Source organism: Sporosarcina sp. FSL K6-1508 (assembly GCF_038007465.1).
Taxonomy (GTDB): domain Bacteria; phylum Bacillota; class Bacilli; order Bacillales_A; family Planococcaceae; genus Sporosarcina; species Sporosarcina psychrophila_B.
Genome location: NZ_JBBOXF010000001.1, coordinates 2,255,415 through 2,278,104, shown reverse-complemented (window position 1 = coordinate 2,278,104; position 22,690 = coordinate 2,255,415). Strand labels below are relative to the sequence as shown.

General features: G+C 36.2%; 29 protein-coding genes. 6 read left to right on the top strand and 23 right to left on the bottom strand.

The window, feature by feature from the left end; genetic code table 11:
- Positions 1-39: 39 nt before the first annotated feature.
- From MKZ11_RS11450 to MKZ11_RS11430, 5 genes are all read right to left on the bottom strand, one after another.
- The gene (locus MKZ11_RS11450; RefSeq protein WP_340794559.1) at positions 40-444 is read right to left on the bottom strand and encodes a disulfide oxidoreductase; all 405 of its coding nucleotides are present in this window, start codon (positions 442-444) and stop codon (positions 40-42) included.
- Entirely contained in the window at positions 434-1,084 is a 651-nt protein-coding gene (locus MKZ11_RS11445) for a DsbA family protein (protein WP_340794558.1), read from the bottom strand. The genes MKZ11_RS11450 and MKZ11_RS11445 overlap by 11 nt, the downstream gene beginning before the upstream one ends.
- Before the next feature lie 52 nt (positions 1,085-1,136).
- Positions 1,137-1,985 carry a M56 family metallopeptidase gene (locus MKZ11_RS11440; RefSeq protein ID WP_340794557.1) on the bottom strand — a complete coding sequence of 283 codons (849 nt, stop codon included), beginning with the start codon at positions 1,983-1,985 and terminating at the stop codon, positions 1,137-1,139.
- Between the two features lies 1 nt (position 1,986).
- Positions 1,987-2,400, bottom strand: a complete 414-nt coding sequence (locus MKZ11_RS11435; RefSeq protein WP_340794556.1) for a BlaI/MecI/CopY family transcriptional regulator — start codon at positions 2,398-2,400, stop codon at positions 1,987-1,989.
- A gap of 229 nt (positions 2,401-2,629) precedes the next feature.
- Positions 2,630-3,193 (bottom strand): YusW family protein, encoded by a 564-nt coding sequence (locus MKZ11_RS11430; protein WP_340794555.1) that lies wholly within the window; start codon positions 3,191-3,193, stop codon positions 2,630-2,632.
- Positions 3,194-3,333: 140 nt separating this feature from the next.
- Here MKZ11_RS11430 and MKZ11_RS11425 point away from each other — a divergent pair, with 140 nt between their 5' ends.
- The 3 genes from MKZ11_RS11425 (at position 3,334) to MKZ11_RS11415 (ending at position 4,522) form a co-directional block, all read left to right on the top strand.
- Positions 3,334-3,630 (top strand): hypothetical protein, encoded by a 297-nt coding sequence (locus MKZ11_RS11425; RefSeq protein WP_340794554.1) that lies wholly within the window; start codon positions 3,334-3,336, stop codon positions 3,628-3,630.
- A gap of 80 nt (positions 3,631-3,710) precedes the next feature.
- On the top strand, positions 3,711-4,031 hold the full coding sequence (locus MKZ11_RS11420; protein ID WP_340796982.1) for a general stress protein: 321 nt from the start codon (positions 3,711-3,713) through the stop codon (positions 4,029-4,031).
- Between the two features lie 122 nt (positions 4,032-4,153).
- Complete coding sequence (locus MKZ11_RS11415; protein ID WP_340794553.1) at positions 4,154-4,522, top strand: hypothetical protein; 369 nt, start codon at positions 4,154-4,156, stop codon at positions 4,520-4,522.
- A gap of 83 nt (positions 4,523-4,605) precedes the next feature.
- On the opposite strand, the gene MKZ11_RS11410 is transcribed toward MKZ11_RS11415, so the two are convergent.
- From MKZ11_RS11410 to MKZ11_RS11370, 9 genes are all read right to left on the bottom strand, one after another.
- Entirely contained in the window at positions 4,606-5,202 is a 597-nt protein-coding gene (locus MKZ11_RS11410) for a hypothetical protein (protein ID WP_340794552.1), read from the bottom strand.
- Between the two features lie 2 nt (positions 5,203-5,204).
- Positions 5,205-5,351 (bottom strand): hypothetical protein, encoded by a 147-nt coding sequence (locus MKZ11_RS11405; protein ID WP_340794551.1) that lies wholly within the window; start codon positions 5,349-5,351, stop codon positions 5,205-5,207.
- A 583-nt stretch (positions 5,352-5,934) separates the two neighbouring features.
- The gene (locus MKZ11_RS11400) at positions 5,935-6,153 is read right to left on the bottom strand and encodes a hypothetical protein (protein WP_340794550.1); all 219 of its coding nucleotides are present in this window, start codon (positions 6,151-6,153) and stop codon (positions 5,935-5,937) included.
- A gap of 379 nt (positions 6,154-6,532) precedes the next feature.
- Positions 6,533-7,957 carry a peptidoglycan D,D-transpeptidase FtsI family protein gene (locus MKZ11_RS11395; RefSeq protein ID WP_340796981.1) on the bottom strand — a complete coding sequence of 475 codons (1,425 nt, stop codon included), beginning with the start codon at positions 7,955-7,957 and terminating at the stop codon, positions 6,533-6,535.
- Between the two features lie 41 nt (positions 7,958-7,998).
- Positions 7,999-8,772, bottom strand: a complete 774-nt coding sequence (istB, locus tag MKZ11_RS11390; RefSeq protein ID WP_340793833.1) for an IS21-like element helper ATPase IstB — start codon at positions 8,770-8,772, stop codon at positions 7,999-8,001.
- Positions 8,769-10,322, bottom strand: coding sequence for an IS21 family transposase (istA, locus tag MKZ11_RS11385; protein WP_340793835.1), 1,554 nt, complete (start codon positions 10,320-10,322; stop codon positions 8,769-8,771). Before istA (MKZ11_RS11385) ends, istB (MKZ11_RS11390) begins: the two co-directional genes overlap by 4 nt.
- Positions 10,323-10,422: 100 nt before the next feature.
- Positions 10,423-11,187: a hypothetical protein gene (locus MKZ11_RS11380; protein ID WP_340794549.1), complete on the bottom strand. Its 765-nt coding sequence runs from the start codon at positions 11,185-11,187 to the stop codon at positions 10,423-10,425.
- Positions 11,188-11,941: 754 nt separating this feature from the next.
- Complete coding sequence (locus MKZ11_RS11375; protein WP_340794548.1) at positions 11,942-12,214, bottom strand: hypothetical protein; 273 nt, start codon at positions 12,212-12,214, stop codon at positions 11,942-11,944.
- A gap of 224 nt (positions 12,215-12,438) precedes the next feature.
- Positions 12,439-13,035, bottom strand: coding sequence for a DUF2441 domain-containing protein (locus MKZ11_RS11370; RefSeq protein WP_340794547.1), 597 nt, complete (start codon positions 13,033-13,035; stop codon positions 12,439-12,441).
- Positions 13,036-13,185: 150 nt separating this feature from the next.
- On the opposite strand from MKZ11_RS11370, the gene istA (MKZ11_RS11365) reads away from it, so the two are divergent.
- Together istA (MKZ11_RS11365) and istB (MKZ11_RS11360) are read left to right on the top strand one after the other, a co-directional pair.
- The gene (istA, locus tag MKZ11_RS11365) at positions 13,186-14,481 is read left to right on the top strand and encodes an IS21 family transposase (protein WP_340796980.1); all 1,296 of its coding nucleotides are present in this window, start codon (positions 13,186-13,188) and stop codon (positions 14,479-14,481) included.
- On the top strand, positions 14,471-15,223 hold the full coding sequence (gene istB / locus MKZ11_RS11360; RefSeq protein ID WP_340794546.1) for an IS21-like element helper ATPase IstB: 753 nt from the start codon (positions 14,471-14,473) through the stop codon (positions 15,221-15,223). The genes istA (MKZ11_RS11365) and istB (MKZ11_RS11360) overlap by 11 nt, the downstream gene beginning before the upstream one ends.
- 206 nt (positions 15,224-15,429) lie before the next feature.
- Here the strand turns inward: istB (MKZ11_RS11360) and MKZ11_RS11355 are convergent, their stop codons facing one another.
- The 9 genes from MKZ11_RS11355 to MKZ11_RS11315 all read right to left on the bottom strand — a co-directional run bounded on the left by MKZ11_RS11355 (position 15,430) and on the right by MKZ11_RS11315 (position 20,988).
- The gene (locus MKZ11_RS11355) at positions 15,430-16,122 is read right to left on the bottom strand and encodes a VOC family protein (protein WP_340794545.1); all 693 of its coding nucleotides are present in this window, start codon (positions 16,120-16,122) and stop codon (positions 15,430-15,432) included.
- Positions 16,123-16,157: 35 nt separating this feature from the next.
- A complete protein-coding gene (locus MKZ11_RS11350) occupies positions 16,158-16,391 on the bottom strand; it encodes a hypothetical protein (protein WP_340794544.1) in 234 nt (77 codons plus the stop codon).
- 123 nt (positions 16,392-16,514) lie between these two features.
- Entirely contained in the window at positions 16,515-16,754 is a 240-nt protein-coding gene (locus MKZ11_RS11345) for a hypothetical protein (RefSeq protein ID WP_340794543.1), read from the bottom strand.
- Positions 16,755-17,693: 939 nt separating this feature from the next.
- The gene (locus tag MKZ11_RS11340) at positions 17,694-17,888 is read right to left on the bottom strand and encodes a hypothetical protein (protein ID WP_340794542.1); all 195 of its coding nucleotides are present in this window, start codon (positions 17,886-17,888) and stop codon (positions 17,694-17,696) included.
- A gap of 113 nt (positions 17,889-18,001) precedes the next feature.
- On the bottom strand, positions 18,002-18,226 hold the full coding sequence (locus MKZ11_RS11335) for a DUF3953 domain-containing protein (protein ID WP_340794541.1): 225 nt from the start codon (positions 18,224-18,226) through the stop codon (positions 18,002-18,004).
- Positions 18,227-18,427: 201 nt separating this feature from the next.
- Positions 18,428-18,913 (bottom strand): hypothetical protein, encoded by a 486-nt coding sequence (locus MKZ11_RS11330; RefSeq protein WP_340794540.1) that lies wholly within the window; start codon positions 18,911-18,913, stop codon positions 18,428-18,430.
- Between the two features lie 94 nt (positions 18,914-19,007).
- Positions 19,008-20,072, bottom strand: coding sequence for a 23S rRNA (adenine(2503)-C(2))-methyltransferase RlmN (gene rlmN / locus MKZ11_RS11325; protein WP_340794539.1), 1,065 nt, complete (start codon positions 20,070-20,072; stop codon positions 19,008-19,010).
- 160 nt (positions 20,073-20,232) lie between these two features.
- On the bottom strand, positions 20,233-20,610 hold the full coding sequence (locus tag MKZ11_RS11320) for a cytochrome-c oxidase (RefSeq protein WP_340794538.1): 378 nt from the start codon (positions 20,608-20,610) through the stop codon (positions 20,233-20,235).
- A gap of 198 nt (positions 20,611-20,808) precedes the next feature.
- The gene (locus MKZ11_RS11315; protein WP_340794537.1) at positions 20,809-20,988 is read right to left on the bottom strand and encodes a hypothetical protein; all 180 of its coding nucleotides are present in this window, start codon (positions 20,986-20,988) and stop codon (positions 20,809-20,811) included.
- Positions 20,989-21,203: 215 nt separating this feature from the next.
- On the opposite strand from MKZ11_RS11315, the gene MKZ11_RS11310 reads away from it, so the two are divergent.
- On the top strand, positions 21,204-22,583 hold the full coding sequence (locus tag MKZ11_RS11310; protein ID WP_340794536.1) for a sigma 54-interacting transcriptional regulator: 1,380 nt from the start codon (positions 21,204-21,206) through the stop codon (positions 22,581-22,583).
- Positions 22,584-22,690 lie beyond the last annotated feature (107 nt).

The following is a 22,690-nucleotide window of genomic DNA, read 5'->3' as shown; positions in this document are numbered from 1 at the left end:
GAGCCCCCTACTTAATCGGAGGGGACTCTTGTCATACGTTTATTTTCGTTTACGAAGTATTAGCATCATAGCTGTAATGAACGTAAAAGCAATGAGTGCCAAAAAAGGAATAGTTACAAAACCAAACCAATTAATATATTGCCCTGAGCATGGTACTCCGCCCGTACATGCACTAAATTCATGCAATGAGGGTATTTTTTGCAGCGCATAATGATAACTAGAAATAAGCATGCCTAGTATTGACATCGGAAGCACGTATTTGTAGATATCGCGGTCATTTCTGTAAAAAGCAATGCCTAGAAAAAGAACAAGGGGGTACATGACAATCCGCTGATACCAGCAAAATGTGCATGGTACAAAGCCCATCCGTTCGCTAAAAAACAAGCTTCCTACCAGCGCTGTAATCGATACTAACCAGGCAAAGAAGAGCGGTTTATTTACCACTAGCAGCCGCCTCTTCCACCATATCTGTGAAGTCTTTTAACGTTTTTCCTACGAATTGCTTACCGTCAATAAAAATTGTCGGCGTTGACGAAACACCTAAGTCTTTTGCCATTTTCATATCTTTTTCCCACGCTTCTTTTCCCTCGTTTTCTCCGAACGCCTTCATTACTGTTTTCGTTTCTTCTTCAGTTGCGACCTCTGCTAATACCTCTTCCAAAAACGACTCCGTATATAGGTCAACATTTTCGAAAGTTAAATCATCTGGTTGTTTACTAAATAATAATTCATGGAAAGACCAAAACTTTTCATTTCCTAGCTCTTGATAGACTGTTTCTGCAAATTGAGCAGATCGATTTGAATCGATATTAATAAAGGAATAATTCATAAAATAAAACTTTGCTTCCCCAGTTTCAACTACTTCCTTATTAATAATTGGCAAGAGGTTATCATTGAAATCTTTACAAGCTGGACACTTATAATCACCGAATTCAATAATCTCGACTGGCGCTGACTCTTCACCTAAAAACGGTTGTCCTTCTAAATCTATAACGACTGACTTTTGGTCAACATCCGTTAAAACAATAACGCCTACAATACAAATAACTACTAATCCAACAATCCAAAAGATTTTCTTTGACAAAGAAAAACACTCCTAATTTGAACTACGCAACGTAGTGTGATGGGTTAAAAATTTACGCTAAAGCGTAAATAAATAGTGCACAGATAAGACTGAAAATAGTTAACGACATAAGCGTAACGATTAAAGGGAGTTTTATTTGAATTTCCCTTACTGGATTTAAGATATAATCAATTCGATAATTAACGGATGTATCAGCAAATGACGCATAGGCAAAAGGCATTTTTTGATTTTTGCTCACTTTAAGCATTTTTAAAAGTGCACTCCCTAAATTTACAGACGTCTCTTGTTTTTCGATTGCATATTCATCTGCTAACAATTCCTTCATAATTCTATAGTTCTGATTAAACCATTTTAGAATCGGAAGATACCACATAGTGGATGAACAAAGTGACATCAAAAAAATGTTGAAAGGGTCTTTATTTTCTTTATGGTACATCTCATGAGAAATGACGGCTTTTAATTCCTCATTGTTTAAGAGGCTTATTAATCCCGTCGATAGTACAATTTTAGGTTGAACAAAACCCATTGTAATCGCAAGTGGTGATGGATGTGAAATCACGATGAATTCATCTTCTCCATTGCTATAAGTCTGATTCATTTCGATTGAGAGCCCATTTTCTTTATATTGCTCAAATCTTTTTTTCATTCGTGAAGCATAATACAGTTGTGATCCGATTTTCCAACTAGTAACTAACAATGTATAAACGACGAAGGCATCGAGTACATATTCAAGAGACGACAACCCGATTGTTCTCATCCAACCGTGGCAGACGACAACGAGATTATACCCAACATCCCAGCCTGCTACTATTGAAAGAAGATACAAGCCCATCTGAAAAAAAATTATTGCCGAAATTGCGAGTGATATGATAAACATGCTAGATGATTGGCGTTTGTACATACTACATACCCTTTTTCAATTCTTTGATTTTTTCCTCGAGCTTGGCGACGAGAGCATCATCTACGTCTTCTAGAGCATCCAGCATGTGGCTTACGACAACGTTCCCAAATTCATCCATCAGCTCATTTGTCATTTCTTTCGACTGCGTAGACAAAAATTCCTCTCTTGAAAGAACTGGTTTATATAAAAACGATCGTCCATCTGTTCTTTTTCGAAGAATTTCCTTGTCCACTAATCGATTCATAACCGTCATTACAGTGTTGAAATTCGTCGACTTTTCCCTTTCAAGTACCTGCTGAACATCTTTGATTGTCATTTCAACATCATTCCATAAAATGTCCATTATCTTAGCCTCAAGAGGTCCAAAAAAGCGGTTCAATCCACTTTCATTCAACTTGAATTTCCGAATTCTCACGCCCTATTCACCTCACATTACTCATTGTAGTGCGAGTGAATTATCCAGTCAAGAAATCTCTTTTGTAAAAGTTACAATTAACAATTCTGTAACATTTATTGAGCAAAATTCTCATTATTGATATTTGATTCTACTGGAATAATAATCCACAAAAAATCTCCCAAGCACATATGCCTAGGAGACTTTCAACACCATTTTACATAACCCATTCATTGGAGCAATACAGTAGTTATCTTTTATCTTCAAATTCAATTTTTGTTCCGTCTTTAAAGCGGATTTCCACCTCAAATTCTGTATAATCTTTTGGTAAATTGAATACTTTCATCACTTCTTGAATTGCATCTTGTTTGTTCGTTTGTTGCGTAATTGTCAATTGTTTCACCATTGGATAAAGTTCATTAAATGCTTCCGATCCCTTTTTCTTCACATTATTAAGCGAATCCTCTATTTCTGCATCGATCGAATCATCACTGTTCTTTTCAAGTTCCGCCTCATATTCTTGATGATCCGCATAATCAACCCCTAATTCAAAATCGACATACTCAAGGTCACCCATCTTTTTTTGCATATCATCTTGATTTGCCACAGTATTATTTTGTTCCGTTTTTGTACTCTCAGTTCCCTTGGGCTGGTCCGTTACATCATTTGTTGTTACATCATTTATTGCTCCATTACTTTTCTCACCCGTAACAGGTTCGTCCACTGCCTGATTATTATCCTTTTCAGCGTTCCCGCAAGCAACAAGTACGAAGGAAAATGCCAAGGTCAAGATGAAAACAGAAATTTTCTTCATCATATCTACCTCCTTATACAGTCCATTCCCCGTTGACGAACTTTCACACATACAAAAATTCCCGCTTTTAGTATTATTGATAAATACCTGTTAGGATGGGGATAATGATAAGTACAAATTGTAATCACGGAGGAATCTCAATGAAGGAATCAATCAAGCAAACTGTTGCCACACTTACATATATTTCAGTCGAACGAATTATGGGTTGGTATGACCAAAAGACAGAGAGAACCGTACATAGCATCCACTTATATGCTGACTCGATTTCAACTTCACGAAACACCTTCAAATTAGAACACGTACACGATATGTCCTATAAGCCGTTTTCCAGCGGAGCAGGCTTCTTCTATTTACATACAACCCAAGGTGTCTTCACTTATGAAGTCGATACAGACCCAACTTATTTCATCCACATCTATAAAAATTTACGCAGTTGATCAGCACTTTCATTTTTTTGTTTAGACCTTGCCTTTTGGAGGTATATAAAAAAGGAGATAAAAAAATGGAGGTAATTTTAATGACTGTACAAAAAACCGTTGAAAACGCCGTTCAGGCAAAGAAAGAAATCGAGGATTTGGTAACACAAGGATATACTCATGATGAAATTTATGTTTTTGCACATGACAAAAAAAGAGGAGACCACATCACGGATGCTCTCGATACAGAAAAAGCCGGTATGAAAGAACAAGGTTTCTTGGATAGCATGAAAAATATGTTCTCTTCACGCGGCGATGAACTACGCAGTAAGATGGAAGGCGCAGGTCTTTCAAAAGAAGAAGCTGCTACCGCTGAGGAAGAACTCGACCAAGGTAAACTTGTCATTGTCGCAAAAAAGTAATTAATGAATGAATAAATCCCGCTTTCCTAATTTGGAAAGCGGGATTTTCACATCCACAATGCTTTCATTGGCATAATCACCTCACTATTCGATATGATGAATAACGAAAGTAGGTGGGATTTATGTTAAATAGATTATGGAAGATTGGTTTTTTCTCCGGACTTACAAGTTTCGTCCTTCTTATAGTAGGTGTACGTACGATTCTAGGCCAAACACTGATTTTTAAAAACTACTTAACGTTTGGTGTTTTTGGATTAACCATTGGGATTTTCTCTTTCTTACTGTTGTTTTACAATTTGAAGATTGCTTTCAGAATTTTTATGGTTGGTGTCGTTCTTGCTTTTGCAGAGTTTTTCCGAAGTTTAATAGTGAACACGAACGGAATGGGAGATGTACTGGGAATCTTATCTTTATTCATCATTTCCTCCTTCGGTTTGGGACTGGCGTTCATTGTGCAATTCATCGTGATTTTAATGCGAAAGGATAAGTAACCAACTTTAATTGGCATTCGACTAAAAACTAAAGGTTAAAAAAGAACGTGTAGCTCCTATAGAATAGGAATTACACGTTCTTTTCATTTTATATACTGCTTTAAAAGTGGCTCAATACCTGGATAGCTTTCATTTTGTACCGTGGAGAGTAATTGTTCACTGTCAATAATATGGTACGTCATTAACTGATGTAGTGCCGTTGCTAAACATGTTTCAGCACTGATTTCTTCAACTACATAAAACGGTTCAGACTTCAATAATGCTACTATTTCAAAAAAATGTTCCGCCTCGGCTAAAGAAAACACTAAATTGTCTACATTTCCTTCTTGCACAAGCAGCTGAAGTGCTAAGTCTAAGCACTTTTTTTGGGCCTGCAACGTTGCATCATCTACAATGCGGATAACAGGTGGCTCCGGAGGGCGTGCATGAAGGAGAGTTTGATCAAAAGCCCAGACGTAAACACCCTCTCGATTAAAGTAGCTTGGATCTCCAAACTGTGTCACGCCGCCACAATGCGTACAAACTGCCGTATAGTTTACATGAAACACATCAATACCTGGATTTTCCACATTTCTGTAAGTTGTGTACGGAATAAATACATCATGCTCGCAAAAAAGACAAATGAGCGGTCGGTTCAAAATCGTAATTTGACTTTCCTCACAGCTTAAATCTTCTACCATATCTAATCTACCTGTATGTAAACGATATTCGTTTCCACACCTTTCGTTAGTTGTTGGAACTGCTGAATATTACCACAATCTTTACATGTAAAAGACTGCAGTGTTAATTGCTGCTTTGGATCTTCATCAACAAACCGTGCTACATCCATATATACTTCCCGATGACTATAAATAGTCCCGTCACAGAGGGGACAGCTTAGCGGTTTGCCCACAACCTGTATTTCAAAATAACCGCGCCTTCTGACCAACTTATGACACCCACCTTATTCTACACTTTAGTAATTTCCAAAATACTCCTTTTAGTTAAACAAAAATAATGAGCTGTATTGCAACTCAATGATCTTCCACTAATGCACCCGTTAGTTAATCAACATTATGAATTTATTTTGATGTTGTAGTAATTGGTGATGTATTTTTCTCCCAATCATTCCGTCCCTCATTAATTTCAATATACTTCCGCCAATATTCTGCTCTTTGTTTATCAAATATAATGATGTTATTATCATTCGGTGAGATTAACTCATATCTAAATTGTTCTTCCTATATTTCATTGACCGGATCAAATTTTAATGACTTTGAAATAAGCCAGGAACCTAAAACAATATATATTCCTAAGGTTATAATAGATAAGGACATAAGGTTTTTAATCATTTTTATCCCCTTCATTTGATTATATTTCATTTATACCATTCAAAGTAAACTTAATTTAATAATTCATTATCCAACTACGGTTTATAGAGCTAATTTAAGAAAATAATTCCTGATATCTTTTTGCAATTCATCAGCTGCTATCACTTCTAACCTTTTTGTGCCTGGTGAAGTCATAATTTCAAAAGTTCTTACATCATATTCAAAAAGAGTGAATTGACTTATGCTATTTGGAGACGTATCCGATCTTTTTATAAACTCAAAGTCTTCTTCCTTGAGATTACCTTCATACCCCTCTAACATTAGATTTTTTACCCCTTCAATATCATCTGCAAATGCAAGTGCTCGATATAGTTCTAGTGAATTTTTAGGGGTATAGAATAAACCATAATACGTTGCTCCACCAACAATTTACGAAAACTGTTATTAAGATCATAATCCACTCTTTCGGGCTCTTTTTCTTAGAGATCCCCACGATATTACCTCCCTCCTTAATCCCATCTTTACAACAAAAGTTAACACTCTTGTTGTATTAACCTGCCCTTATGTTGAATAAAATGATATACAAAACTTTACAATGACCATTTTTCGTCTGAATTTAGGTGGCTTAGGTGAAATCTAAACCGTTACGGTTCTTATCTACTGAAAAATTAGGGAAACCTGAATAATGGTTTCCCTAATTTTATTTTCCAGGTTCTTTTTTAGGTGCCTGTATGATTGGTTGCTCGGCTACTGTAGAATTTTCTTCTTTAGCTCTTTTTACTTTTAGTTTAAAATATTCGTCTACAGCTTGCTGGATAATCTTATTTTGAGCGCCATTCGTGTGGTCTCCTGGCTTTGTAGTAATGTTCGGGATAAGGACCGCATAAGCAATTTCCGGATTTTCGTAAGGAGCAAACCCGACATGGGATAGATTGATTGTCGATTTCCCTGAACTGAAGGCTTGTGCGGTTCCCGTCTTCCCTGCCCCATCATAGCCTTTTCCATCGAAAATTCTCGGTGCCGTTCCTTTAGGTGCATAATACACATAATGCATTCCACGCTTCACTTGATCAATTTCTGCATCTATACTCTGAATTCTGTTTAAGACATTGATTTCTGTTTCTTGAATTAGAGATCCAAGAATTTGACCGTCCTCAGATGGTTCGCGTATTTCTTTTAACACTTTCGGAGCTATACGATACCCGCCATTTGCAATTGTTGAGACGTATTGGGCCAGTTGAAGTGTTGTATAAGTATCGAACTGTCCAATGGATAAATCCATTAAAATACCTATTGAATCGCTATCGCCAATTAGACCGCCTGACTCCCCCGGTAAGTCTATGCCGGTTTTTGTTCCAAGTCCGAAAGACGTAAAAGATTGTCGGAACGTATCATATGCATTTTCAATACTACGTTCCGATTCTCCAGAGCTATTGTTAGAATTCGCCATGGCCATTGCAATACGGAACATATATACGTTCGAAGATCTACCGATTGCTTCAATATCCGTTACAGCTTCCCTAGAGTTTTGATTAAACAGTGATCTTTTTGTAATACCACCGATTCTAATTGGTTCATCTATTTTCGTTTCGCCGATACGTACCACATTTTCCTGATACCCCGTAAGAAGCGTCGCCATCTTAACTGTTGATCCCGCTTCATGATTTGCAGTAAACGTCCCAAATGCGTAGTCCCATATTTCGAGCTTGCCTGTTTCTTTATTCGTCATGACCTGCTTGCCTACCAGTGCTAACACTTCACCGTTATTCGGGTTCATCATAACTAGGAAAGCCCTGTCCAATTCTCCTGTATTTGGTCCCCTTTTCAACTCTAACAGCTTATTCGATACGATATTTTCAAGTGTCTGTTGCAGTTCACTATCAATCGTCAGAATAAGATCCTTGCCAGGTTCTCCTTGTCGAATTGTTTTCGTTTCGACGACACGGCCGCTACGATCTTTAATATTCTTGACGATTGTTTTCTGTCCTTTTAACAAATCTTCATAATATTGCTCAATATAACTTTTTCCGACCCGGTCATTTCTCGAATAATTTCTTGCCAAAAAATGCTTCTCACGTGATTTCGGAAGTCCTTCAATGGGACTGGTGTAACCGTCAAGTAGAATTGAGCAGTTTTCACAAATTAAGTTTGATCAATTTTCCACAATTAAGTTTGAGCACTTACTTCGGGAAACAAAGTCTTTCTGTACTTCATACGCATACTTTCTTCGTCTTCTCCGAAGGAAATCACCTCACTTCGATGTAGAAGGCGATCCAATATAGCGGTTGTCAGTGAGGTATCTCCTAAAAATTTACCCCATTCATTTGGACCCTTATTCGAAGTTAATATAAATGCGGTTTTATCATACATGTCATATATAAACTGGAAAAACAGGCTTGCTTCCTTTGGATCTACAGTCATATACATAACATCATCAATAATTATTAAATCTGATGTTGTAATACGTTTATAGCGTGTCTTTGATTTACTAACGTAATCACTGCTTTTTAAAATATATATTAGTTCTCCCATTGAAACGAAGGTCACTTGATATCCATGTTCAATAGCCAAAGTGCCTAGTCCTACGGACAAATGTGTTTTGCCTGTCCCAGGTGGGCCCATTAGAATTAGGGTAAACATCTCTTCAATCCAATTTAAATCTTTTAATAATTTAAACTGTCTCTCGCCAATCGCATTTTGTTCTTCCAGTCGATAATCTGCCAGTGTTTTTGGATAGGGAAAGTCTGCCCATTGCATTAGTCGATGAATGGTCTTTTTTTCTCTGCACACCATTTCATGGGTAAGGAGTTCATTAATAAACTCGTGATAAGTCCAACTGCCCGATTCTGCATTACGCAAAAGAGCGGGAAGCTCTTTTGCGGTTTCAGCGAGTCTCAAGGTTCTACATTTTTCTTGTAATAGTTCAATAGGAGAGGTCATGACCTTTTACCCCCAGATAATAAATCGGTGTAGTAATCTTCTGATCGTTCTGCTGCCTTATATTCTTGATATTTTGGTGAATTGGTAATTACTTCTTTTACTTGCATCTGTGATTCTTTATGTAGCGTGAAAGCGACATCTCTGAAGTCATTAGCACTAATCATATGCAAAGTTTTCACAGTTTCCAGCGCTTCATTTATATGCTCTGGATGATTTCGAATGACCATTTGTAATACTTTCAACTGGTCTAATAAGTGTCTTGGATACTTCTTATTCAATTCATCTAAAAACCAACAAATCAATTCTTTATTAGAAAACCTAATCACAATTTCGTCTCTCAATAGCGTTTTCTTTGGACTTGGTTTCTTATGATGAGTTGGATCATAAACTAATTGTCCTTTCGAACTACAGAGTAAATGTCTCGCGATTAATTCTCCAGATGTCTGTAATCGAATATTTAGGTGGTCATCTGTGGTTACTTCTAAATATGCCATGTTTTTAGTTTTCGCATCGTACGTACCTGTAGGTACGGAATAACGATTGGATTCAAAGCGTATGACATTGTCCTTTTGAATTGTTCTTGTTATACTTTCTATTAGGGAATTCTCGAAAGAGAATTTTGAAGAGACTTTTCTTAAGTGCAGTTTTTCGACTGTATGCACTTCAGAAGGTCTTTTTTTTGTATTATGATGCACTTTGTAGTTTCCGGTTCTCTCAAGCCATTGAATGGCTTGTTGATTCCACAAATGGATGTCTTGAAACTCACGATTCTTCATGAAGTTATGCTTCACGAACTTGACGACTTGTTCTATTTTCCCTTTTGATTCGGGATCGCTTTTTCTACATAAATAAATAGAAAATTTTCTTAGTTTACGGTAATTATCAAATTCCTTGGTAAATAATAAGTCACCCGCATTTTCACTTACAGCTAGTAAAGCATCTTGGTCATATACCATTTCTTCAGGCATGCCTCCAAAAAACTCAAAAGCATTTTCATGACAGCGGACTAAATCTCTTGTATGGAAATGTCTATCTAAGAATTCAATGTACTTATACCTAGAATTGGATAATACAAACCCAATAAAATAAAGCCTTCTTCTCTTTCCGTCATTACAAGTCACCAAATCTTGACCGAAATCTACTTGTGCTTGAAAACCCATCGGACTATCCGGAACTGCTTCATAAACTCTTTGTTCAGACACTTTTGGTATATGATATGCAGCACGTAACTCATTCACATAATTCCTAGTAGTATTCTCCACAATATTATCTTCATTCAACCCCTGATTCTCTTTCAACCAGTCGTAGACCTGGGCACTACTCATATCAGGATATTTCTTCAACCATCCAACAATGACATCCCTGTAGGGATCCAACTTCTTTTTACGTGATTGTAAGGAGACTAAATAATCCTCAAATTCTTCAGATGTACTCTTTAGATATTTAGAAACGGTATTTCTTGAAATGTCCAACTTTCTCGCAATTGCCGACTTAGAAAAGCCCATTTCGGATAACTCGCAGATTTTCATATAAATCATGATTTTCTTCACTCCAGTTTCCTCACTTCCTTTTACAAGTTTAGTATAAAGGAAGTGAATTATTTAGAGGAAAACTGCTCAATCTTATTTGTGGAAAACTGCTCACTTTAGTTTATCGTTTACAACTGGTGGTTGTTCCTAGAATCGTATTTTCTGATCTCCTCATACGTTCCCAATCTATCGTTGTATCCACACCCGGCAATTCCCCAAGACGTTCAGACACTATCGCGAATTCCTCTTTGGTGACATTTCCACTTTTCACAATTTGCGGGGAATACGCATAGCCTGCCATCATTTCTCTGTAAATTGCAAGTACTTCCAGCTCCTCATCTGTGAATGAACTAGTTTCCTCTTTTGTTACACGCTCTCGTGTCAGCGTATTGATTTTACTTTGCATTTGTGTTCTTGATAATGAACTATCCTTTTCAATTGCAAGCAGTTCCTCTTTGGAAACTTTTTTAAGTGCTTCCTTCGAATTTTTCAAAATCCAAAAGTCCCTTTTATCCCCCGGGGTAATCCTTTTCGTATCTTGTTCAATCAAGACTGCAAGTTTCTCAGCAATTTCAAGCATATCTCTGGAACTCGTCGAGGTCATTTTCGTATATGTAATGGCGTTTTGCGGATCATTATCAACAAGTACATGTCCCATGCGGTCAAATATTCTTCCTCTTGGCACACTTGTGTTGACACCAATTTCCTCCCTTCTTTCAAGCTCTTTGGAATAATCTTCGCCCTTGACGATTTGTAAATAGCCAAGACGTAAAATGAGCAATGAAAATAGGACGAAAATTGAAAAGAATAGGAAGTTCATCCGGAATGCGATATTTTTTCGTTGGTGTACTTTAGCTTGGTTCGCTTTACGTATCTGTTTTTTCATAAATATCCCTCCATAAAAACAAGTACGAATGGCAGCAAACTCTTTCACATTTAATTACTACTATTTGAATACCTACGTTTCCAATATATACCTATACAGTTTAGCATAATATTCAGTTCTATTCCAACTAACAAATAATCCCTCCCTCTAAAGTTAAAGAAGGGGACCAAAGCAATTCTTTAACTTGTGGAAGTATTGAAAAGTAGATACTTCACTTCAGCGAATGACAAAAGCATAGTTAAGTGGGCTTCAACGCTATCTTGATATGCAGAAGAGTTAATATTGATATTTTCGAACTTGATTCGAAAATAGAATTACAAAAAAATCGAATTCCTGTACAGTAATGGAATCGACTTTTCTTAATTAACCATGTCGTATTAAAGTAGCAGGCTATCATTAGAAGAATTTGCGAGTCTTGCATAGTTGACACATATTGCGAAGTGTAGAGTTTTGTGTATGTTAGCAGGTTTTTAAATTTGGCTATTCAATAATGGTGCTGCTAAAGAATTTTGTTTATGGCATGTGTTAGGGAATCTGATGTAAGATTTTAGAACAAAGTTTAATGTGTGGGATGAATAGGATGGAATATTGTTCGAGGAAATTGAAATGGGAAGAAAATTGGATGGAAAGACCTCTTCCAACAGCTATATTGTAATAAATCTTGATAAAACGTGGATTCATAAAATTATCAAAATCATGGAACGCCATGAGCATTGGGGTTAAATCTCACTTCGAGTAAGAAAGATATCATCATCTATATCCCATGATTATGATTCTTTTTACCACTCGAATTTTTAAGAGTATTTAGTTCTGTTGTTAAATAGTTAATTTGCTTTTGCATATCTTTAATTTCATTATTATCATCTTTTTCTTGTGTTGCTTCTTCTAATGCTAGTACAGCTGCCAAAGTGGATATCGCATCACCGAGAATAGTAATGACTCCACCAATTACAGCAAGTTTGGCAGCTTGGTTTCCTTTATCAAGATTAAAACCATTTTGATAAAAATTCTCATTGCTTTTATTCAAAATTTTAACCCCCAGTACTTAATCATCTCCAATTTATTCTATGCGTCATATACTCTTTGGTGCATAGATCAACTATACTACGCGGCAATCCTAAGTGAAAAAAGTTGGGGCGTCCCAACAACCTATCCCGTTAACGCTAGTACAAGCAGAGATGACTTATTGTTGTTCCAGTAAAATACTCAGTTAGAATAATATAAATTTTTATATTGAATAAACCTATCAATCTATACTTTTGAGAAATCTTCAATGATTTCTACCACTTCAATTAGTCCGTTAATCAAAAGCTCAGGAAGTTCATTTCTGTCATTCCCCTTCCAATATTCTCTAGCCTGTTCAATTTTTTCAGAAAAAGGGACCCCATCCTCCTTTGGTAGAAGTTTCCCATCTCCCTCAAAAGCATCACCAATAACTCGCAGTTTAACAATCTGCAAAACCTTCCGATTGTATGAATCAAATATTGCTTTCCATTTCAAAGTATCTTCATAACTTTTCGCAGCGTATAAGCAACACAACCTTGAAGGATAGTCAGGATATTCTTGTAATCTAACCATCTCTACTATAACTTCCCTAATAGCTCTGATTGTTTGGTCAACATAATTTAAAGCTACTTGGGCATTTTCATTATCCAAGTTCAAGCCTTCATTAGTATAATGGCCTTGTAAAATCTGAATGAAGTCTTCACCTTTAGAATTCAATTGCTCTCTCTCAAAAAAGAATCGGTATAAGGTATTCTTTTGGTTTTTGTCGAAGTTGATTATCTGCCCTAGACTCATTTTTTTCTTAGTAACGATATGATAAACATACAAGTCGTTATTCCCCATAGTTTCCCTCCTGTTGTCCTTTATCATAATGGTTTTATTTTTTGAATTCCTCTACCCACTATAAATGATAGTCTAAATATGTACATAAGTGCTTGAATAGATATGTACATATCCGAGTCACTTCTTCATACTAATCAAGAGGTGATTGGTGTGTATTTGCAGCTAGATATTCAGACGGAAATTGAAGTGAAGAATCTTTTCGATCTACCAAAACTACAGCAACTAATGGGGAATTTAAAAATGAAAATAAATAAAAGCCGGTTGGCTAGAGAATTAAATGTAGATCGTCGAACGATTGAAAAATATTTAAACGGTTTCACACCAAAGGAAACTAGAAATAAAGCTTCTAAAATTGACCAATACTATGAAGTCATCGCGTTACTTTTATCCACCGATTCCAAACAAATCTTTTATTACAAGCGAGTTTTATGGCAATATCTTACGGATAATCATGATCTACAGTGTTCGCAATCTGCTTTCCGTGCATATATAAATCGAAAACCAGAATTCAAGGCCTACTTTGATGATGGAAAGCGTACAACATCAAGTGCTTCATCTGGGATTCGTTATGAAACGAAACCTGGTGAACAAGCACAGCTGGATTGGAAAGAGAGTATTCGCTATGAAATGAAAGATGGTGAAATTATCTATGTGAATGTGGCAGTGCTCCTACTTTCTTATTCAAGATTTAGAGCCTTTCATCTAAGTATTTCAAAATCTCAAAGTGTCTTATTGTCATTTATGACAGAAGCGTTTGAAGTATTTGGAGGCGTACCAAAAGTGATTGTGACAGACAATATGAAAACCGTAATGGATGAGGCAAGAACAGATTATTTCAAGGGAGTTGTGAATAACAAGTTTACTCAATTCGCGAAGGATTTCGGCTTCAAAGTCCAACCTTGTGTTGCAGGAAGACCTAGAACAAAAGGCAAAGTAGAAGCACCTATGAAGCTGTTGGATGAGATTCATGCTTATCAGGGGAAATTCAACTATGAAGAGTTACATCAATTCATACAGAAGCTCTGTACACGTATTAATCAAAGTATCAATCAAGGGACGAATAAGATACCACTATTTGCGCACAAACAAGAAAAGAACCTCTTACTCCCCCTACCACAGGACAAAGTAAAAGATTCTTACAGAATCAAGCACACACTTGTAAAAGTCAATGCTTCAAACATGATTACCTACAAGTCTAACCAATATTCGGTTCCAGCCAAATATCAAGGGAAGACGGTCGGGTTACAAGTATATGATGATCAGTTATTTGTCTACTATACCACGGAATTAATTGTGCAGCATCAGATAACTACATCGAAATTAAATTATAAAGAGACGCATTATAAAGATACGCTAGCCAAAGCAATTCCCTATTATCCAGATATCGATGCTTTAGCCAAACAAAATCTAGCAGCAATCGGTGAGGTGTATAGCGATGAAGAATAGTTATCAGCAATTAATCCAAAACTTAGAGTACTTAAAACTGAAACAAATGACGCAACATTTAGGAGAAGTCGTGGACTTCAGCATTAAAAACGAATTGTCATTTATAGATACTTTAGTCAAACTTACAAATTATGAGATTGATGTGAAAGAACAAAATATGATTCACTCAATGGTTAAAGTGGGTGCCTTCCCACACCGAAAAGAAATCACTGAATTTGATTTTGAATTTCAGCCAAGTATAAATAAGCAGCAAATTTCAGATTTTATTTCATTACGCTTCCTTGAGGCGCAAGAGAACATTGTATTTTTAGGCCCCAGCGGGGTCGGCAAAACTCATTTGGCGACATCGATAGGTATAGCGGCCGCAAAGAAACGTACCAGCACTTACTTTATAAAGTGCCACGACTTAATCCAGAACTTGAAGCGTGCAAAGATAGAGAATCGCTTAGAAGTCCGTTTAAAGCATTATACGAAGTATAGACTATTGATTATTGATGAGATTGGTTACTTACCAATTGAAGCAGAGGATGCGAAGATGTTCTTCCAGCTCATTGATATGCGTTATGAAAAAAAAAGTACGATTTTAACGACGAATATTAACTTCAAAGCATGGGATGAAGTTTTCCAGGATACCAAATTAGCGAACGCCATATTGGATCGTGTTCTGCATCACGCAACAGTTGTAAGTATCGTTGGACAATCCTACAGAATAAAGGATCACCTCAAAAAAGAAGATGAGTGATTTTGTACATTCTTAAACAAGCAAAACTGTACATGTTTAGATTGACATTTATAACCCACTGGCTAAAACAAAAAATTGCCAATCAATTTGATTAGCAGAGTAGTGACAATAACTTTTTTTATTTCAGAAGGTAAATCGTACGTAGCTCTAATTTCTTTTTAGCATGTTGCTTTGATATTAAGTTGGATCGCAAGATGAAGGATAAGTCATATTACATAATCACTATATTTAATGAAAAAATTATGTTCCTCATCTACACCTAAAACTATTTGGTTTTCAATTGTTATTTTCAATGGAAAAATTTTAGATTTCTTTTCTGAGAACAGCCACCTTCTACCTATGCTAGTTAAAATAATAAAAACACCATTTTTATTATTTTGCATGAAATTTAAAGAAGAATTAGTAATTAGATCACTTTCACTATCAAAAATATTAATTTCCTTAAATTGCTCGCCGACCATTGGTGCATCTTTTACAATTAAACCAATCTCGCTAATATTCAAAATGTTATTTACTGAAAATGGCGTATCACTATTTGCATTCACATTATAACGGGCAATGAGTTCTACTATATTTCCCGCTGGGTCTTCAAAATAGCAAGCATGTGCTGGCCAAAACGAGAAATTTGCCTCGTCTTCTCCGTCTTCTAATAAAAGCGTTGTTTTTCCTTTCAACCATTCCTTTGCTTCCTGAAAATGATTGGAGGGAATATTAAATGCAAAATGATAATATGGTTCTCCTGTTACATTTAAATTAGTAAATTCCAAAGTGCTTGTTCCTATTTGAATTTGAAAGCTATTTTGACTCTCCCTACAAATAGAAAATCCTAAATATTGCGTATAAAATTCTTTCATCATTTCCAATTCTTTTGTTTGTAATGTCAGTAATTTAATTTCCATAAATAATATTCTCCTCATCAAGAAAATTTAATTGTTCAATTGTTTAATTCCACATCACTTTTCCACTTATAATGGGTGTAAAATAATTGAATAGACAAAGTAACTATTATTGCCGAAGTAAATACAATCTTTAGTGGATCAGTGGCCTCCGAAATGAGTAGCATTACAATCAAAATAATACTAGGTGGTATCATCCATAAGGTTCTAATAAACTTTTTTCTATAATTTAACTGCCAGTAAATCAAACCGCTATTACGACCATTTTCCAATGTAAACGCCTCCGTTAAAGACTAATTTTTTGTTCAACTAAAGAACCGTTACTTGAAGAGATAAAGGGTATTCTTGCTTATTGAAGTAATGTCCCCCTTTAGTTAAGTAAGTGGAAAGCTTGGTTACTTTTTTAAATAATTTTCTAATTCTTGTTCAATTTCTTCATTGCTTATCTTTTCTATCATTTCTCTCTCTTCAACTTTAACATTAAGATGTTTAGAAACACTTAATAGAATTAAAATATCAATCAGTGCACCTGTTGCAATTGGAATAAATATATCTGTCGGTGGTATTAATGACTGCTGGTGCCAAAGCATCGAGTATACTATACCTGCAACACCAAAAATAAAAGTAAAAAGCATATCATCCCTCCTTCTTTTACAATTCTTCATTTAGATTTATTTTCCTTATTGGACTTATCTTTCCTTTAGTTGAAAAAGGATATATTCTACTAACTATATATGTTGAACAAATGAATACCGCCTATGCGCTTTACAAGGGCTTTTGAGAGGCCACTGAAAAAGCTCTAATACTTGGAGTGAATTAGAATTTCTACTAATACCGCTTCGACGCTTTGTGGATGCCTCCCGCGAGAGAGCATTTCATTATCTGTAATGAAATCTGCAATCTGAAGTGCGTCTTACTTGACTATAATTAGTATCAACTAATAACCACATTATAATCTCGACATATACAACTCATAATTACATTTCTCTCGATAATGAACACCCTAGCGAAGGCGCGGCAAAGGGGTCACTGAAGCCGTGAAACTGGATGCGAAGCGCTAATCCAGGCTTACGGCGAAAGGCATCCCCAAAGCGCCAAGCGACCTTCAATCCACACCCCGAATTACAACTCTCGCATTATTGAGCGCCACAGCAGATTCAATGGGATTCTTTTTATTCAACATATATAGTACATTTATTATCATCAAAGAATTCCATTAATTCAATGGCTGAAGTATCCGTGTTAGCTTCAATAGACCAATAATCATTTCATTCAATATATCTAAGTCCGAATCCACTTTTCAATAGTTGATTTCACTGTTATGACAATCATCGCTGTAAAACTATACCTATAGTCTTTTACTCATAATTTTCCAACTTCTATAATTCCAATTTACCACAAGAATCCCTTAGATTAAAAGATTATTTGCCATCGTCATTAAAACAACCTACTGTCGAAATACATATTCCGATTTAAGAGTTTCGCCAACAATAATTTTTAAATTTGAATAAAGCAACGCTGCATGGGCGTTGCTCATTTTTAGTAATTGAACTCATTTAGTTTAAGTTTCCGTTTTATTTATCCTTGTCTAAATCATCCTCAAGAACCTCAAGAATAGTTTTTTTGTCTTCTTTAATCCCGTACTTCTTTTCAAGTACCTGACCAATAATTGAATTGTTAATGCCTTTCCTGACTGCTCTTTCAATAATTAAATAGAGAATATATAACGACAAAATATAAAAAGCAATGGATACTCCATCGTACTGCATTTAAAAACCTCCATAACTAAAAAGTTTATAATAAAAATATAACATTTTTTAAAAGTTGCCTACCCGTTGGTAAAAATGCACCTCTACTTGTTAAAGAAATGCATCAAGTTAGCTTAAAAAGTATAAATTGCGACAAACAATATAAATGCGGAAGCAAGGATCGAAATTATCGCAATTGTTTTCCGTTTTGCTTGTAGTTCCAAAACCCCTATAACTAATATAGACACGCCTAAGAACAACATCATATAGGGCATAAACTCAAAGTTTTTAGTAATTAGACCATAACTTGCTAATGCAATAACAATAAGTGATGAAATCAACCTTACTATTTTTAACATTTTTCTCTCCCTCCAGTAAGTTCCTGTTCAAGTCCTTGTTTAATCATATCATTTTGAACTCTATTTTTTGTTATAAAAATGGAATTCCTTACTCCTCTAATCTGACTGTTAGTTCTCTAACCCGTAGTAAATATAAGATATCTCTTAATCATTAATTTATAGCACTAAAAAAAGGAGCTGCTTGGGCCCCCTTTCCTTACTTCACTTCACCAATAATATAGTTACAATCTCATCCAGCCCTAATGTTTGAACAGTCGTCCATCGTTCACTTGCATTACGCAGAAAATCTTCTGCTTCAGCTGGACGATTCGTCACGAACGAACTTTCTTTTCTTTCTACTTCACCAGGAATAGTCGGCAATTCAAGTGGATGTGAAAACCAATATCGTTTATGCGTTTCAATTAGCTCCTCTTTTTCAAACTGACCTAACATATAGCCGTCTCTCAAAACGACTAGATAGTCCGCCAGTTTCTGTATATCCTCTACTTGATGTGTCGCGAGAATGATTGTTCTTCCTCCCTTATCCATCCACTCTATGAGTAGTTCATTCAGGATTTGCTTGGATGGTATATCAAGATGTGCAGTCGGTTCATCGAGAATGAGCACCGAAGCATTTCTCGCGATAACAAGTGCTAAAATGGCTCTCCAATAAATTCCAAACGAAATCCAGATGAGCGAAAACGACATATTGCGGAATCGTCAAAATTGCGTGTTGTTCAAAATGAAAAGACGCATCCTATTGGTCGGATGCGTCTTTTTTGTGATTAATTATTTAATTGGATCAGACAGCTTTTTCTTTCTTGATTTGCTTACTTCGTAACTGACCACAAGCTGCGTCGATATCTGTGCCGTGTTCAAGACGAACACCACAATTTATGCCTCTTCTTTTGAGTGTTTCGTAAAATGCTTTAATGTCTTCCGGTGTGCTACGGCGATACTGGTCATGTTCGTCAACTGGGTTGTAAGGAATCAAGTTGACATATGACAGATGACGTTTGTTTTCAAGCAGTTTTGCAAGTTGCTGCGCTTCTAGAACGTGATCATTCACATCATGCAACATAATATATTCAAACGTTATTCTGCGGTTTGTCGTTTCCAAATAATAATCGATGGAGTCCATCAACTTTTCAATTGGGAACGCTTTGTTAATTTTCATAACGCGTGTACGAAGATCATTATTTGGCGCATGCAATGAAACAGCTAGGTTAATTTGGATATTTTCTTCCGCGAATTCCTTGATCCGTTGCGGGTTACCGCTTGTTGAAACGGTAATATGACGGGCACCGATGGAAAGTCCTTTTTGATCATTGACGACACGAAGGAAATTCATCAAATTCGAATAGTTGTCGAATGGCTCGCCAATTCCCATAACAACAATATGGCTTACGCGCTCATCTTCGGCTTTTGCATCAAGGTGATGTTGCACTTCCATGATTTGCTCCACAATTTCTCCAGCAGTCAAATCACGGCTCTTTTTCAACAATCCGCTCGCACAGAAACTGCAGCCGATGTTACAGCCGACTTGTGTCGTTACACAGACTGATTGGCCGTAAGGGAACTTCATCAATACGGTTTCAATTAAGTTGCCATCCTGCATTTTAAATAGGAACTTGATTGTCCCGTCTTCTGATTCCTGCTTAACTGTCTGCTCCAACGTTCGGATGACATAGTTTGCATCCAGTAATTCAATACATTCTTGACTAATATTTTTCATGTCTGCAAAGTTTGTGACACGCTTTTTATATAACCAGTCCCAAATTTGTGCAGCACGGAATTTTTTTTGTCCTTGTTCCAATAACCATTCTGTTAGTTGTTCAATCGTAAGACCGTATATCGAGTTTTTCATTAGTTTTCCTCATTTCAAAAAATGCAATTCACACATTATACTACATGAAATTAGAAATGGGAACAACTAATTTAATTCACTGATTTCTTTTTTAGATACGAAAAAACCGTCAACCTATTTCCCTGATGACTTAACGGAAATGGGTTGACGGTTTTTATTTTCAAACTGTACGTTTATCCATATTAATGAGGACATTGAAGCCAAAGCAGAAGATACCAATCAGTGTTGCAGCCCCTCCTGCTGTTGCGATTGGGAAAAATATATTGCCTGCGCCTAATATGGCCAAAGCAATGGCAATCATCATGATTGGCAATCCGATGTTATGAAGCCAAAAATGCCATTTCGCCAAAAATGTCTTCTCTAAATTTGGATATAAATGATAAAATATTCCTATGAGTGCTAATGACATCCATCCCAATAAATTGATGTGAACATGAACCGATGTCAACGTAAAGATGTGTGTGAGCGACATGTACAGGCCGAACGATATCCCAAGCATGAAATAGACAACCGATAACTTAAGAAGCGTTTTACCCACGTTTCCCTTCCCTTCTCTATATTTTTTTATTGAAACGCCCATGCTAACTTCTTATCTTATTCTATGTTTTCTGGATTTCAAATAGTCTATGCTCAATCATTTTATTTCTTTATTCCCTGCCCTTTTCTTTACAGAAAAGACTAGGCATCCTCCATATTTCTCAAGGATGCCTAGTCTTTTGTCACTTCTTATTTAAACTCAGCGTACCTCTTCTTTCGCAGCTTTGTCCTTCTTCACTTTCATAACGAGCGTTAATATATTCAGTAAAGCAAGTACCATGAAAAAGGTTCCATAGCCAAATTGTCCAGTTGAGAAACGTGTAATTGCGAAATACCCCATGAATAATATAAGTGCAAGATCAATGTATTTCGATCCCATATCGATAACCTCCTCTATATGCATATTACTAGTATATCAGCTTAACCCCAACGCACAATCTCCGATTCTATTTTGAAAGTAACTGACCGCGTTATCATCCGGGATAAATTTTCGAAAATTCAAATATGTACTTGCCTTCATATTATTCAATCGTGTATAATTTATTCAAATATGGATATTATCAAAAAATTCAATACTATTGGAAAGGAGAACTTATGGCAAAATTCCATTTAACCCCGAATTCAGTACAAGAAATACTAGAAACCTACGATGAAGACGTCATTGTTACAAATCGCGAAGGCATTATTATTAAGGCAACACGAATTAGCGGACAACACTACGGCATAGAAGTGGAAGAACTGATCGGTAAATCTGTTTATGAATTGCAGTCGGCAGAAATTTTTTCCCCGGCCATTACACCATTGGTCCTTCGCCAAAAAAAGAAAGTGGTCACGATACAAAAAACACCCTCTGGCGCAAAAGTGCTAATTACTGGCATGCCCTTTTTCAACGAAATTGGAGAAGTAGAATTCGTAGTCAGTTATTCTTATGACGTTTCAGAATTACTTGTCATCCAGGAATATATGAAAGAGCAGGAATTTGAAATGTCAAAAGTGCAAGAGGAATTACAACTTTTACGAAAAAAATCGTTCTCTATGAAAGGCCTAATAATTGAAAGTAAAGAAACACATGAAGCATATGCGGTAGCTCATAAAGTTGCCCCGCTCGATGTTTCTATTGTTCTTTATGGTGAACAAGGAACGGGCAAGACGACAATGGCAAAAAGGATTCATAAAGAAAGTTCTAGAACCAATGGCCCCTTCATCGAACTAGATTGTGCAACGATTCCAGAATCAATGTTTGATAAAGAACTGTTCGGCGAGCAAATAGGTATTGGCAAAACCGCAACCATTTCGCCAGGACTTCTATCGATTGCAGAAGGTGGCACATTATTTTTAAAGAAAGTGGATCGATTGCCTCTTCACTTACAAGGGAAGTTGTTGAAAGTATTGAAAGATGAGCGCTTAAAGCCACTTGGTAGCGAAGAGACCCTCTCCTTAGACATCCGTCTCATCTCTTCTGCTGAAACGGAACTATTTCAAGCAACAACAGAGAATCGATTCCTAAAAGAATTTCATTATTTTCTAACGATTATTCCGATCCATCTACAGCCCTTACAAAGTAGAAAGGAGGATTTAAGCGCGCTTATCACTTATTTCTTGCATTATTTTTCAGCAAAGTATAATACTGAAAAATCATTATCGGATAGCGTATTCAATCTGCTGTTAAAGCTCGAGTGGAAAGGTAATATTCATGAACTACGTAACGTAATCGAGCGCATTATTGTTCAGAGTCCGGAACAAATTATCGGGATTAACGACTTGCCTCCTGAATACCGAATGCAATTTGAAGAGGGGCTAACCGACATCGATCTTGACGGTCAAACGCTTCCGACTATTTTAGAACATGTAGAAAAAAAAGTACTGAATAATGCTCGTCAACGTTATAAAACAACGACTGAAATGGCAAAAGTACTTGGTATTAGCCAGCCTTCGGTAGTCAGAAAGTTAAAAAAGCACACACTACCTGATTAAGCGATTTTTATAAAACGAATAAAAATTAGTATTGATTTATAAATATACACTCGTGTATACTAATTGCATAACTATAATCAAATTTGAATAACTATACAACATTGGAG